10 protein-coding genes are annotated in these 13,054 nt (G+C 60.2%); 5 read left to right on the forward strand and 5 right to left on the reverse strand.

The window, feature by feature from the left end; all coding sequences use genetic code 11:
- Positions 1–6: 6 nt before the first annotated feature.
- The 5 genes from KP003_RS12625 to KP003_RS12645 form a co-directional block, all read right to left on the reverse strand.
- Positions 7–699: a class I SAM-dependent methyltransferase gene (locus tag KP003_RS12625; RefSeq protein WP_216788626.1), complete on the reverse strand. Its 693-nt coding sequence runs from the start codon at positions 697–699 to the stop codon at positions 7–9.
- A 158-nt stretch (positions 700–857) separates the two neighbouring features.
- Complete coding sequence (gene cls, locus KP003_RS12630) at positions 858–2,150, reverse strand: cardiolipin synthase (RefSeq protein WP_216788627.1); 1,293 nt, start codon at positions 2,148–2,150, stop codon at positions 858–860.
- A 199-nt stretch (positions 2,151–2,349) separates the two neighbouring features.
- The gene (locus tag KP003_RS12635; RefSeq protein WP_216497925.1) at positions 2,350–3,270 is read right to left on the reverse strand and encodes an RDD family protein; all 921 of its coding nucleotides are present in this window, start codon (positions 3,268–3,270) and stop codon (positions 2,350–2,352) included.
- Positions 3,271–4,008: 738 nt separating this feature from the next.
- Positions 4,009–4,635: a fibronectin type III domain-containing protein gene (locus KP003_RS12640; protein ID WP_216499353.1), complete on the reverse strand. Its 627-nt coding sequence runs from the start codon at positions 4,633–4,635 to the stop codon at positions 4,009–4,011.
- A 335-nt stretch (positions 4,636–4,970) separates the two neighbouring features.
- Entirely contained in the window at positions 4,971–6,869 is a 1,899-nt protein-coding gene (locus tag KP003_RS12645) for a methyl-accepting chemotaxis protein (RefSeq protein WP_216499354.1), read from the reverse strand.
- Positions 6,870–7,061: 192 nt separating this feature from the next.
- Here KP003_RS12645 and KP003_RS12650 point away from each other — a divergent pair, with 192 nt between their 5' ends.
- From KP003_RS12650 to KP003_RS12670, 5 genes are all read left to right on the forward strand, one after another.
- Positions 7,062–8,834, forward strand: coding sequence for a transporter substrate-binding domain-containing protein (locus KP003_RS12650; RefSeq protein ID WP_239027525.1), 1,773 nt, complete (start codon positions 7,062–7,064; stop codon positions 8,832–8,834).
- Positions 8,831–10,243, forward strand: coding sequence for a sigma-54-dependent transcriptional regulator (locus KP003_RS12655; protein ID WP_216788629.1), 1,413 nt, complete (start codon positions 8,831–8,833; stop codon positions 10,241–10,243). Before KP003_RS12650 ends, KP003_RS12655 begins: the two co-directional genes overlap by 4 nt.
- Positions 10,244–10,417: 174 nt before the next feature.
- A complete protein-coding gene (locus KP003_RS12660) occupies positions 10,418–10,612 on the forward strand; it encodes a hypothetical protein (RefSeq protein WP_216499357.1) in 195 nt (64 codons plus the stop codon).
- Between the two features lie 15 nt (positions 10,613–10,627).
- The gene (locus KP003_RS12665; protein ID WP_216499358.1) at positions 10,628–10,849 is read left to right on the forward strand and encodes a glutaredoxin family protein; all 222 of its coding nucleotides are present in this window, start codon (positions 10,628–10,630) and stop codon (positions 10,847–10,849) included.
- Between the two features lie 432 nt (positions 10,850–11,281).
- A complete protein-coding gene (locus tag KP003_RS12670; RefSeq protein WP_216788632.1) occupies positions 11,282–12,922 on the forward strand; it encodes an anaerobic C4-dicarboxylate transporter in 1,641 nt (546 codons plus the stop codon).
- The last annotated feature ends 132 nt before the right edge of the window (positions 12,923–13,054 follow it).

Consider the following 13,054-nt stretch of genomic DNA (forward strand, 5'->3'; position numbering starts at 1 on the left):
CAGCGTCTACGCCGGTGTTGGCTGTCTCAATCGTAACATTTCATTGCCGCCCTTTTGAAACTCGTAGGCTACCCGCTCGACGCGCACCTCATACCCTTCAGATGCCAGTATGGATACCGCTGCATCGACATGCCGAGACCGCACGGATCCGAGTTCCATGATCGGGAAAACCCTCGCCTCACGCGCAACACGACAAAGCTCGCGCAGGGACAGAAGGTGAAACGTGAGATCAAGGTGCTCACTGTAGAGGAACAGGAAGTGGGAGCAGAGGGCAAGATCAAACGCATCGTCAGCAAAGGGGAGTGTCGGGAGCGCCCCGTTGATATACCTCCCATCTACTGTTCCTGCCAAATAGCCCGCAAGGAAATCGTTCATCGCACTTGTTCGGATGCGTCCCAGTTCTTCTACCGAGGCAATGCGCTGCCAGACAAATTCATGCCGGTTCTGTCGGGTCTGTTCCATCACGGTATCGTAGGTTTCGGCTATGCGATGGGCAATATCATCTGCCGTGAACTGGTAGATCGGGTCTACAGAAACAACAGAACCACCTCTTTTAGTAAGGACGCAATTAAAGCTTGCCGGTCCGTCGCCACAGCCGACGATCTTCTTTGCAAGGTCTTCGTCGCTTAGTGCAAACATGGTGACGTATTCGTTAAATGAACGCCCCCATGGCACCACATTTTGGAGACTGAAACTCATGTAATTCCTTTGGGTTAAGTTTACGCAGCCAACAGGACTTGGGTTCACCGGTGCCGCGTCTTTGCGGCAGAGTGAAACCCATGGTTGGCATTTTCAGTTTTCCACTTTCAAGGGCTGACCCCTCTTTCTTGCCTCAGAGTCAGCGATCGAAAAACCCGTTACAACATGCGGGCGAAGAGGTGCGCAAACCACTCACGCATCCTCGAGGCCCATGGCCTCTTTTCCCATTCTTCCTCTTTGATCGGGTCGGATTCGGCGAGGTCCCGGGTGAACATTTTCTCCATTTCAGTCGCGAAATCGCTGCTCACGATGACAGTATTTATCTCGAAGTTGTTGTAAAAGCTCAAAAAATCAAGATTGGTAGAGCCGACGGTCGCCCAGACGCCGTCGATAACCGCGGTTTTTGCATGCAGGATGGCGTTGCGCCGTTCATAGAGTTTAACGCCCGCCTCCAGCAGTTCGTCGTAATAGTATCGCCCTGCATAGAGGGCCATGCTCTGGTCGCTGGTTTTCGGCAGGAGGATCTTGACGTCCACGCCGCTTCGCGCGGCATCGCGGAGAGCCTCGATCATCTGCCGATCGGGGATGAAATACGAGGACGTCAGGTGGATCGATTTTTCGGCGAAGGCGACGGCGGAGACATACATGATGAAGGTGGTCCTCCCCGCTTCGCCGGGCCTGCTCTTGATGACCTGCACCAGGTTCTTCCCCGCTTCCTTCTGCTCAGGGAAGTACTCCTTTTCGTTCAGCGCCGGCCCCTTCTGTGCTTCCCAGGCATGGAGAAATATCTTCTGGAATTCGGAAACGGCCGGGCCTTCTACCAGAATGTCCGTGTCGCGCCAGGGGATGGCGAGCGGTCCCTTTCCTTCGCCGGAAAACTTGCTCGAATAAACCTGGCTGATGTTGACGCCGCCGGTAATCGCCAGCTTGCCGTCCACGACAAGTATCTTGCGGTGGTCCCGCAGGATCAGCCGCCATTTCTTGGCTGTTTTCAGCGGATTCACCGGGTTGAATTCTACGACGTTGACCCCCTTGTCCCTCAGACGCTTGAAAAAAGAGGCGGGCGTTTGCATGCTGCCAACGCTATCGTAGATGAGATTCACCCGGACCCCTTCCTCCCGCTTCCGAATCAGCAGGTCCGCTAGCCTGCGCCCCATTTCGTCGTCCTCGAAAATAAATGTTTCCATGTTTACCGAATGCCGGGCGCCCCCTATCGCCCTGAACATGGCGTCAATCGTGGCAGGCCCGTCAACGAGGAGATTTACACTGTTCCCCTTGATGAGGGGGCTGCCGCTCACCGCTTCGTTCACCGCGACCTGGCGCTCCAGGATTTCCGTCGGACCGGCCGCACGCTTCAGGCGGTCCATGATGTCGCTGCTCTGCTTCGGGGAGAGCACGCCATGGATCGAGGCTATCCGCGGGGGGGTGCCGTCGGATGGGACCCTGTCCATGAATACGGACGCCTTGGGGAGGGCTGCGCATCCGGATGCGAATATGACGCAAGCTATCAAAATGAACGATACGGCCAGTCGCATAGTGGGTCACGATTAAAACGGTAGTCGCTGAATTTCGTCAACGGTGGTGAGGCGCACCGGCGAAGCGTAGCGAAGTCCGAGTGCCGCCGAGTTGTTGAGCCTCATACGATCTTTTTCAATCACTGGTATTAAAATTGGCGATACCTATACTGAATCCTGAAGCAATAACAACCCTTAACTTGCCGAATCGGTCCAGATCATTAAATCTTGTCTTAACTTTATTGAGGACTTCCTGCCGAATTCGTTCCTTTTCCATTTTGTTTTCATAAGTGGCTAATGGAACATAGATAACAACAGCCAACGATACAGCCTTTCCATTAAAGATATTGGTTCTGACTTGAGGAACGTCATACTCCACTTCTAGTGACTTTTGAATTTCAGTCAACTTTGCCATGTCTCCTGAAAGACCGGACGTAAACTTCAATAAGCCCCAGATGCAAGCTCCAGCAAAAAAACAAGACCCTACGCTTAAGATGACCATGGCGCGCTTCACCTTAGCGGAATCCTCCATTTGGTCCAATGCCTCATTGTCAAAGCAATCCTTGTAGACGACCACGCTGTCAGCGGCTATATCATGCAAGCCACGTTTTAGAGGGTGGAGCGGGATCATCAGGAAACAAGCAAAGAAGGACCAGATAATTACTAAAAGATACACTGACCCTACTGCCATCATCGTGGACTGCGGAAGGTGATTGATGAGGCTGCCATATAGCCCGTTGTAAAATATGAATGAAACGACCAAATATCGTAGGAATGATTTCCCGAAACTCAAATACTGTCCGTCTCGACGCAGGACCTGAATACCAAGTAAACGTTTTCCGGGGGTCTGACCGCCTCCAAGGCGGGTATGCATAAGTCCGTAATAAAGGAAACTGCAGACCAGTCCAATCCATATGGCATGCATTCCCATAGCGCTAAATGTGTATCGGAATAGATATCCGATACCGTAACCAGGGATTCCCAAGATTAGTGCGTCCAGAAAGTCCGCAAAGAATCGTCGCCAAAAACCGACGACTATTTTGGAAGATTTTGTCATCTTTGTGTTCTCCCTTTTGGGCCAACGCCGTAAGGTGACCATCCCCCCTTCTCCTCCCTGCAGAGAGACGTCGGACCACCTATAATAACTTTCATTTGTCGAAACAAATCAATCGCAATATATAGAGATCCTGCATACATGTCAAAGGCGAAGTGATGAATGGTTGTGTAGGCGCCGAAGGCCCCTGGACTTGACCGCTCGACGGGGCATGCTGTTGGTCGTGTTTTGGGATTTGGCGGGCGTTTTTCCGATTCTACGTCGTACTTTGCGAATGTAGGGTCCTACTTTGCGAAAGTAGGGTCGTACTTTGCGAAAGTAGGGTCGTACTTTGCGAAAGTAGGGTCGTACTTTGCGAAAGTAAGGTCCTACTTTGCGAAAGTAAGGTCCTACTTTACGAAAGTAAGGTCCTACTTTGCGAAAGTAAGGTCCTACTTTGCGAAAGTAAGGTCCTACTTTGCGAAAGTAAGGTCCTACTTTGCGAAAGTAGTGACGTACTTTGCGAAAGTAAGGTCGTACTTTGCGAAAGTAGGTGCGTACTTTGCGAAAGTACGGTGGCACTTCGCGGTTTCGTAGTTACGTTTTGCAATTTTACCGGGACGTTTTTCGGATCTTGCAGGGAGGGTCTCGTTCACCCTTTTACCGGCTACTTCTCGATCCGTTGTCCAGGGGGGGAGATTGGGAGGGAGTGCCACCACCGGCACGGAACCGGACCGGACGGCGGTGGCACTTAGAGATGATCTAGATCGCCATCATGCTCACGAAGTTGGAGAAAGGCCCTGCGTCAACGGCACCCACGGCCCTGATCCTGAAGTAGTAGAGCCTGCCAGGGGTCAGACCGGTTATTTCGATCCGGTTGACTCGGCCTGAGGTCGTGAGGTGCCTCCAACTGGCCTCCGAGAGCGGATCGCCTTCACAAACCCATATTTCGTAACTTCTGGCCCCCTTTACGGCGGACGCGCGGGCGACGATGCTGTGCCCCTCGTATGCCATCCTGAAATTCCCCGGCACCAAGAGCCCCGCAGCCGAAAGACGCTTGCCGACGATCTGCTGAACGAGGCCCAGTTTCTGCGGAATGGTCGGGTCGTGTTTGCCGGTAAGGTGCGCCATACCGTTCACAAGGCTTATCTTTGTGGTTAAGTCGTTTCGGGCCGCCTCCAGTTCACCCTCCTTGTCATGGGCACCGTCCAGGACCTGGTAGAAGGCGTTGCGGTGCCGGTCATAGGCGCCCTGTATCTTCTCCAGGTTGGGCAACAGGGCATAGATGCTTTGCATGATGGAGGGATCCTTGATCAAGTTGGTGAGGAGGTCGCCGGTTGCGCGGATGAGATCCTCATCCTTTTCCCCGCCGTTACGATTTTTCCCCATGTCTTTGGCCTCCGCTTGTTAAATTAAAAAACACCAATACGTTAACACGCAGATCGGCCATTGCAAGAGCAAATGTTCAAGGGGCGAACCAAAATGTAATGTTTTTTTGGGTGCTCGGGTTGGGACGTCCAGGGAGGCTGATGCGCTGCCCGTACCGCTGCAAATGCGGTCGCCGTGGTGATGTCCCACCACCGGCCCGAGAATGCGGGATACTATTTAGAGGCGAAACATCGCTAGCTCCCGGATTCCGGGATCAGCGACGAAAAAAGCGGGGGACGAGTCTTCGACTCGCCCCCCGCCTTCCTTCGTGGGTGATGGAAATGGTGCCGGCAGGCCTAGAGCTTGAACTTGCCGACGATGCGCTGCAGTTCGGCTGACAACTCGGAGAGCCTTGAGGCGGACTGGGCCGAATCCTGGGCGCCGCTGGCGGTCTCCTGCACCACGGCGGTCACCTGCTGGATGTTGTTGGTGATCTCGCCGGTTGTGGCACCCTGCTCCTCGGCGGCGGTGGCGATCTGGCTCACCTGGGCCGTCACGTCGTTCACCTGCTCCAGGATCCGGTGCAAAGCACCCTCGAGCTGCTCCGCCTCGGCAGCTCCCTGTTCGGTGCCGCGCACCCCTTCCTCCATCGAGGTCATGGCGCCCTTGGTCTCCTGCTGGATCGCCTTGATCATGTCGCTGATCTCCTTTGTGGCGCGGGTGGTACGCTCCGCCAGGGCGCGCACCTCGTCCGCGACCACGGCAAAGCCGCGTCCCTGCTCGCCGGCCCGGGCGGCCTCGATGGCCGCGTTCAGCGCCAGCAGGTTGGTCTGGTCCGCGATGTCCTCGATGGTCGCCACGATGGCCCCGATCTGCTCGGAGCGCTCGCCCAGGGATGAGATCCGGTCGGCATTCTGGCGCGTCATCCGGCCGCGATGGCGGATCCCTTCCACGGTGCTGGTCACCACCTTGAAGCCGTCCTCGGTGGTGTCGGCGGCGCGCTGGGCGCTCTCCGCGGCGCGGTGGCAGTTGTTGGCGATGTCGGCGGCGGTGGCGGCCATCTCCTCGCTGGCGGTGGCCACGGTGGCGGTCTGCCCGGCTACCGACTCGGCGCCGACCGAGATGGACATGGAGGTGGAGGTGAGCGTATTGGACTCGGAGGCGAGAGACCTGGAGGCGGAGGCGATCTGGGAGATGATGCTCCCCATGTTCTCCACGAAAGTGTTCAGCTTTTCGGCCAAAAGACCGATCTCGTCGCTGCGGCTCCCGACGTCGACCCGCTTGGTCAGGTCCCCCTCCCCTTCCGCAAGGTCGGCTACGCGGTGACAGAGCACGCCCAGCGGGCTCAACAGCCTTCTCACGATGAAGAAGATCACCGCGATTCCCGCAGCCAGGAAGATGGCGCCGATGGCCAGCAGCGTCCGTACCTGCCTGTTGACCGGGGCGAAGACATCGGCCTTGTCGGCGGTGACGCAGAGGTACCAGTCCGCAGCGGGGATGCGAGCGTAGGAGGCTATCTTGGCGACATCCCCCATCTTGTATTCGAGGCTGCCGCTAGGAGTCGCGGCAATCCTGGCGCTCAGGTCGTCCATCCCGGAGGTGACCTCCTGGAACTTCTTCTTGAGCACGAGTTCCTTTTTCGGGTGCACCAGGATCTTGCCGCTCTTGTCCATGATGAAGGCGTACCCCGTGCTGCCGACCTTCACGTTCAGGACCTGCTTGATCACATCGTCGAGCATGATGTCGGAACTGAGCACGCCGGTGAAGCTCCCGCCGGCCGTGATCGGCGCGATGAAGGAAATGATGGTCTTGCCGGTCTGCGCGTCCACGTACGGCTCGGTCTGGGACACCTTCATCTCGGACTTCGCCTTCTCGTACCAGGGCCTCTTGCGGTGGTCCCAGCCGGCGTCGGGAACCCAGCCGTCCGATGAGACGAACAAGCCGTTCTCGTATCCGGGATAGACGGTGGAGAAGCCGCCGGCGGAGGCGAGGAGCCTCGCCAGGTTGCCCAGGTACTCCTTGGACTGCCCCGACTCCTTGGAAAGCTCCTTGGCGCCCGCGGCGATGATGGCCTGCTTGCCCAGCAGCCAGGAGTTGACGCTGGCGGCGTTGTCGCCGGCAAGCGACAGTTGGGAGGTGTTAACCATGCTCCCCATGATCTTGCGTGAACTGGTGGCGGCAGTGACGATCAGGGCAACGATCGCGATGGCAAATGCTATCACGACTGTCAGATTGACCTTGTTTCTCAGATTCATAAGGCACCTCTCATAGTCTCCCAGAAGGGATGTTTCATTCATATTGTTTCGGCGCAAAGTGAAATGTGCTTGAGTACTTTAAGGGACATGCATCAAGACATTAGTTTAAAATAATGTGCCAACAGACGTCTTATCATGCCGACCGCGTCGGATGGTCTTGCAACGCGCGAATTTGATGGATAAGCTGCATCCATGCCATCAGCGAGCGACAGTCACCGCCCAAATAACCGCATCCGACACCTCCCCCTTCTCTTCGCCGCCCTCCTCTCGCTCTGCGCCCTTTGCTGCGCAACACCGGCTCAAGCCGCCGATGCCGCGTCCTCACTGGTCATCGTCGGCGGCGACCGCAGCTACCCCCCCTATGAATTCCTGGACAAGGACGACAGGCCAAGCGGCTACAACGTGGAGCTGACCCGCGCCGTGGCCCGGGTGATGGGGCTGAAGGTCGAAATCCGCCTGGGGGCGTGGTCGGAACGGCGCCAGGACCTGGTCAGGGGGGACGTCGACCTCCTGGAGGGGATGTCCTACTCGGACGAGCGCGCCAAAAGCGTCGACTTCTCTCCGCCGCACACCATCGTGCACCACTCGATCTTCGCCCGCAAAGGGGGGAACAGGCACCCGACCCTGGCGGACCTGCGCGGCAAGGAAGTCCTGGTGCTGAACGACGGGATCATGCAGGAGTTTCTCGCGGCGCAGCGCACCGGCGCCAAGGTGGTGCCGGTCCCGACCCACGCCGACGTGCTGCGCGCGCTCGCCTCGGGCAAGCACGATTACGCGGTCATGGCCAAGCTCCCCGGCCTCTACCTGATCCGGGAACTGGGGCTCTCCAACCTGGAGGCGGTCGGGGACCCGGTATCGGCGCAGCAGTACTGCTTCGCGGTGAAAAAGGGGAACGCGGCGCTTCTGGCCCGCTTCAACGAGGGGCTCGCCATCTTGAAGAACACGGGTGAGTACCAGAAGATCTACAACCGGTGGCTGGGCGTCCTGGAACCGCCCGGGCTATCCTGGAGCGAGGTCTTCAGGTACGGCGCCGTCGTGGTGCTGCCGCTCATCCTGCTGGCCGGGGGGGCCGTACTCTGGTCGCGCACCCTGGGGCGCGAGGTGGCGGCACGCACGGCGGAGCTGACCCGCGAGGTGGAGGAGCGCCGCCATGCCGAGGAGGAGCTCAGAAACCGGCAGCAGCAGCTGGTCCAGGCGGACAAGATGGCGGCACTGGGGATCCTGGTGTCCGGGGTCGCGCACGAGATCAACAACCCCAACGGCCTGATCCTGCTGAACCTGCCGGTGGTGATGGAGGCATTTAGGGACGCGGAACCGATCCTGGAGGAGTACTACGAGAAGAACGGCGATTTCGAGTTCGGGGGACTCTCCTACTCGCGGATGCGCGAGGCGCTCCCCAAACTGATGCAGCAGATGCAGGAGGGGTCCCGGCGGGTGAAGCTGATCGTCGAGGACCTGAAGGATTTCGCCAGGCAGCAGGAACCGGGGCAGACGGCGGAGTTCGACCTGAACGAGACGGTGCAGGCGGCGCTGCGCCTGTTGGCGAACCTGGTCGAGAAGAGCACGGAACATTTCAGCGTGAGCCTCGGGGCCGGGATTCCGAGGCTCAACGGCAGCGCCCAGCGCATCGAACAGGTGGTGGTGAACCTCCTGGTGAACGCCTGCCAGGCGCTTCCCTCCCCGGAGCGGGGGATCGAGCTGGCGACCTGGTTCGACGCGGAGCACAGGCAGGTGGTCATGGAGGTGCGGGACCAGGGGACGGGGATCGCACCGGAACACCTGCCGCATCTCACCGATCCCTTCTTCACCACCAAGCGCGAGAGCGGCGGCACCGGCCTGGGGCTCTCGGTATCGAGCGGCATCGTCAAGGAGCACGGCGGCGAGCTCTCCTTCAGCTCCGCCCCGGGCGCCGGTACCACTGCGCGCCTCACCTTCGCCCTGCCCGACAAGGAGTCTCTATCATGACCACGACCCTCTACCCGGCCTTCGGCATCCTGCTGGTGGACGACGAACCGGACTGGCTCTATTCGATGAGCATCACCCTGGAGCGCGCCGGGCTCACCAACATCCTCACCTGCTCGGACAGCCGGGAGGCTCTCGGGATGATGACGGAGCAGACGGTGGGTGTGGTGCTGCTCGATCTCACCATGCCGCACCTCTCTGGGGAAGAGCTCCTGGAGCGGATCGCCGAGGAGCACCCCGAGGTGACGGTGATCATCATAAGCGGCCTGAACCAGCTGGAGACCGCGGTGAACTGCATGAGGAGCGGCGCCTTCGACTACTACGTGAAGACCTCGGAGGAGGGGCGCATCGTCAAGGGGGTGAAGCGGGCGGTCCGGGAGAAGGAGCTGCAGCTGGAGAACCGGGAACTGAGAAACCGGTTCCTCTACGACCGGCTGGAGCACCCGGAGGCGTTCCGGGAGATCGTGACCGGCGACAAGGGGATGCGCTCCATCTTCCAGTACGTCGAGGCGGTGGCGCTCTCCTCGCAACCCATCCTGGTGACCGGGGAGAGCGGCGTCGGCAAGGAGCTGATCGTCGCCGCCCTGCACCGGCTCTCGGGGCGCAAGGGTGAGCTGGTGGCGGTGAACGTGGCGGGGCTCGACGACGCCATGGTGTCGGACACCCTCTTCGGGCACCTAAAGGGTGCCTACACCGGCGCGGGGGAGGCGAGGAAGGGAATGATCGAGCAGGCCGCCGACGGGACCCTTTTCCTGGACGAGATCGGGGACCTGAGTCTGGGCTCCCAGGTGAAGCTCTTGCGGCTTTTGCAGGAGGGTGAATACTACCCGATCGGCAGCGACCGACCCCGGCGCATCCGGGCGCGGGTGGTGGTGGCGACGCACCAGGACCTGGCCGCGCGGCAGGCGGCGGGGGAGTTCAGGAAGGACCTCTACTACCGGCTGCGGGCGCACCACCTGCATATCCCCCCCTTGAGGAAACGAAAGGAGGACATACCGCTTTTGCTGGATCACTTCCTGGAGCTGGCGGCGAGGGAATTCGGCAAGAAGAAGCCTACCCTCCCCAAGGAACTCGCCGTGCTCCTCGCCACCTACGACTTCCCCGGCAACGTGCGGGAACTGAAGGCTATGGTCTACGACGCGGTGAGCCTGCACCAGGGGGGGGTGCTCTCCATGGAGGCGTTCGTGCGCGCCATAGGGGAGCGGCCGGTGCTGCTCGCTGCCGAACAGCCGGCGGAGCCTTCGGACAACCCCTTCTTCGGCATGGACCGGCTCCCGGGGTTCACCGAGGCGATCGATCTTCTGGTGGCCGAGGCGGTCAGGCGGGCCGAGGGGAACCAGTCCATCGCGGCGCGGCTTTTGGGGGTGTCGCAGCCGACCCTGAGTAAACGGCTGAAGCAGCAGCGGTCGTAAATGAACTGACGCCCCTGGACCAGGCGAAGCTGCTGCTTCAGCTCCCCTCCCCCGGAGGGGAGGAGAGGGCTTTTCAGGATAGCGAGGCGGGAGGCGCCCCCCTTCTCGCGAGACGAACGGGTTGCCTGTGGCACCCCGGTAGTGCTAGGATGACCGCCTTAAGGAGAGTGACCGATGGCGCACGACCACCAGAGCTTGACCGCTTCGACACCCCCGCACCGGATGAAACCGCTGCCGGCCGCGCTCGTTTTCTTCCTGCTCGCGCTATCCCTCCTCGGCTGCGCCACCACGTCCTCTTCCCCCCTCCGTGGGGAGGAGAAGGACGCCCGGCACTTTCCCGCCATAACCATCTACACCGGCAGCGGCTGAAGCTACTGCGCCGCGGTGGAAAGTTATTTCACCGAGAAGGGGATCCCTTATACCACCCGCGACATCCGGACGGACCACGCGGCGCACCAGGAATGGCGCGAGCGCTACCATGGCGACATCGTCCCGCTCATCGTCTTCGACAACGGCAAGAAGATCGTCGACGGGTGCGACGTCCGCGCCATCGAACGGGCGCTGCGTGAGCTTGAGGACGGGGGGGCGCCGGTCGGACGGGAGTAAACAAGGCAGATCTCCAAACAATCCAAGGCAAATCCCCGTACGTCCATTTCCCCTCTCCCCCAGGGAGAGGGTCAGGGTGAGGGAGTTGCTGAAGGCAGCATGACGGCACCAGCGCTCCACCCGCCCTTCTAGCCCCGTCTCCCGGGGGAGAGGGGACTAGAGTCAGACCATCGCTCGAAGGGGTATGCCCCAGGGCATAGTATGACGTTCGGCATAGTCCCACCTAACTCACCGTATCTACGCAAATCCCCGCGCCTTCCCCACTCCCCCCATAACCTGCGGCATACCCCCCGCCAACAAGAGCCACGCCCCCATTACGGCATAAGCTACCGATCCCACGACGATTAACGACATAACCGCCCCTTGGCATCGCCGATGCTATGTACCGGTCATGGGCGCAAAGGCCCGACCATCTCAGAGGGGAGAAACATCATGTTCTGGCTAGAGTTCGTAGTGGTACTGGCAGCTATCTTCGTCGGAGCCCGGCTGGGCGGCATCGGCCTCGGGGTGATGGGGGGGCTCGGCCTCGCCGTCCTCACCTTCCTGTTCCACCTGCAACCGACCGCTCCCCCCATCGACGTGATGCTGATGATCGCCGCAGTGGTCACCGCCGCGGGCGTCCTGCAGGCGGCCGGCGGGCTCGACTACCTGGTCTCCCTCGCGGAAAGGATCCTCAGGAACAACCCGGACCGAATCACCTTCCTGGGGCCGATGGTCACCTACTTCTTCACCCTCTTCGCGGGGACCGGCCACGTCGCCTACTCGGTCCTCCCGGTGATCGCGGAGGTGGCGCGCGAAACCGGCGTCCGCCCCGAGCGCCCCATGTCCATCTCGGTCATCGCCTCGCAACAGGCCATCACCGCGAGCCCCATCGCCGCCGCTACCGTGGCGCTTCTGGGCCTTTTGGGAGGTTCGGCCGCGAAGCTCGGCTTCAACGTGGAACTGATCGACATCCTCAAGGTCTGTATCCCCTCCACCCTCGTCGGCGTCATCATCGCCGCCTTCGTCTCCAACAAGCTCGGCAAGGACCTGGACAAGGATCCGGAATACCAGAAGCGCCTGCAGGAAGGGGTGGTGCCTGCGCCGCGCAACGCCGGCGCGGACAGCGTCAAGGTGAACGAGGCGATCAGGAACACGCCTGCCGGCGCCAAGGTGTCGGTGGCCCTGTTCCTCGTGGGGACCATCCTGGTGGTCCTGTTCGGTTCCTTCCCGCAGATGCGCCCCGAGTGGAGCGTGGGGAGCGACACCAGGATCAGCCACATCGTGGTGAAGAGCGAGACCGAGGCGAAGCAGGTGCTGGCCCAGATAAAATCGGGCGGCAATTTCTCCGACGTCGCGAAACAATGCTCCATCGACGCCGCCGCGGCGACCGGCGGCGACCTCGGCTGGCAGGCCAAGGGTAAGATGATCCCCGAGTTCGAGAAGGCCTGCGCCAAGCTGAAGAAGCCGGGCGACCTGACCGAGGTGATCAAGACCCCCTTCGGCTACCACATCGTGAAGTTCGACGACAAGCGTCCCGCCCAGAACAAGGAGAAGATGGGGATGCCGCACGTCATCGAGATCGTCATGCTGACCATCGCGGCGCTCATGCTCCTTATTTGCAAGGTGAAGGTCTCCCGCGTGGCCGAGGGGAGCGTCTTCATCGCCGGCATCCAGGCGGTCATCGCCATCTTCGGCATCGCCTGGATGGGGGACACCTTCTTCCAGGGGAACATGGAGTTTCTGAGCGGCTCCATCAAGGGGATGGTCACCACCGCCCCCTGGCTCTTCGCCTTCGCGCTGTTCGCCCTCTCCATCCTGCTCTACAGCCAGGCGGCCACGGTAAGGGCGCTCATGCCGCTCGGGATCAGCCTTGGCATCCCGGCACCGTTTTTGATCGCCATGTTCCCGGCGGTGAACGGCTACTTCTTCATCCCGAACTACCCGACCGTGGTCGCAGCCATCAACTTCGACCGCACCGGCACCACCGGCATCGGCCGCTACGTATTGAACCACAGCTTCATGATCCCGGGGCTCGTCGCCACCTCCTCGTCCATCGGGATCGGGTTTTTGCTGGTGAAGCTGATGTTCTAGGGTGAAAACTGACGGCAAACCTGTAGGGGCGAATGATCATTCGCCCGCCTTTACCGCATCTGTCACCTCGGCGTCTCTCGCCATCGGCAGTGATCGGGCAATGGTGCTGGGCAAATAATTATTTGCCCCTAC

The sequence above is a fragment of the Geomonas diazotrophica genome, from assembly GCF_019063885.1.
GTDB lineage: Bacteria > Desulfobacterota > Desulfuromonadia > Geobacterales > Geobacteraceae > Geomonas > Geomonas diazotrophica.

What these genes read in the sequence shown, in the direction of transcription:
- KP003_RS12625 (WP_216788626.1), bottom strand. Translation starts at nt 699, where the DNA reads ATGAGTTTCAGTCTCCAAAATGTGGTGCCATGGGGGCGTTCATTTAAC.
- cls (WP_216788627.1), bottom strand. Translation starts at nt 2,150, where the DNA reads ATGGACAGGGTCCCATCCGACGGCACCCCCCCGCGGATAGCCTCGATC.
- KP003_RS12635 (WP_216497925.1), bottom strand. Translation starts at nt 3,270, where the DNA reads ATGACAAAATCTTCCAAAATAGTCGTCGGTTTTTGGCGACGATTCTTT.
- KP003_RS12640 (WP_216499353.1), bottom strand. Translation starts at nt 4,635, where the DNA reads ATGGGGAAAAATCGTAACGGCGGGGAAAAGGATGAGGATCTCATCCGC.
- KP003_RS12645 (WP_216499354.1), bottom strand. Translation starts at nt 6,869, where the DNA reads ATGAATCTGAGAAACAAGGTCAATCTGACAGTCGTGATAGCATTTGCC.
- KP003_RS12650 (WP_239027525.1), top strand. Translation starts at nt 7,062, where the DNA reads ATGCCATCAGCGAGCGACAGTCACCGCCCAAATAACCGCATCCGACAC.
- KP003_RS12655 (WP_216788629.1), top strand. Translation starts at nt 8,831, where the DNA reads ATGACCACGACCCTCTACCCGGCCTTCGGCATCCTGCTGGTGGACGAC.
- KP003_RS12660 (WP_216499357.1), top strand. Translation starts at nt 10,418, where the DNA reads ATGGCGCACGACCACCAGAGCTTGACCGCTTCGACACCCCCGCACCGG.
- KP003_RS12670 (WP_216788632.1), top strand. Translation starts at nt 11,282, where the DNA reads ATGTTCTGGCTAGAGTTCGTAGTGGTACTGGCAGCTATCTTCGTCGGA.